We start from the raw sequence: 361 nt of genomic DNA, 5'->3' as shown, positions 1-361 counted from the left end.
GATGCGCGCGTCCAGATCGGGCCGGCCATGCGCGGCACGGCGTTGCGGGACAGCCTCGATTTCGTCCAGTTCAACGACTTCACCAACCAGATCGACTTCGCCCAGTTCGGGAAGGCCTTCAACGCCTATGCCGACAAGACCGTGCTGTCCAAACTGCCGCGCGAGGCACTTGAGGGCCGGACCGCCAAGGTGCTCGGCGCCTATACGATCGAAGGCGGATACCCGACGGCCCGCTTCTGGACGCTCTATGCCGCCGACCAGTCTCTCGGTGTCATCGACACCGGCAAGCCGAGGCCCGCCGCGCTGCAGTCCTACGATGTCCTGCGCAAGCCCGACAATATGGTCTCCATCTCGGTCGGCA

General features: G+C 64.8%; 1 protein-coding gene. It reads left to right on the top strand.

Annotated features, from left to right (window positions below):
* Nucleotides 1–361: DUF2291 family protein (locus tag EN852_RS42830; protein ID WP_246694530.1), on the top strand; the 361-nt coding region annotated here is incomplete at both ends.

The sequence above is a fragment of the Mesorhizobium sp. M2E.F.Ca.ET.209.01.1.1 genome, from assembly GCF_004010375.2.
Classification (GTDB): domain Bacteria; phylum Pseudomonadota; class Alphaproteobacteria; order Rhizobiales; family Rhizobiaceae; genus Mesorhizobium.
This window is presented reverse-complemented; position numbering and strand designations above follow the sequence as displayed.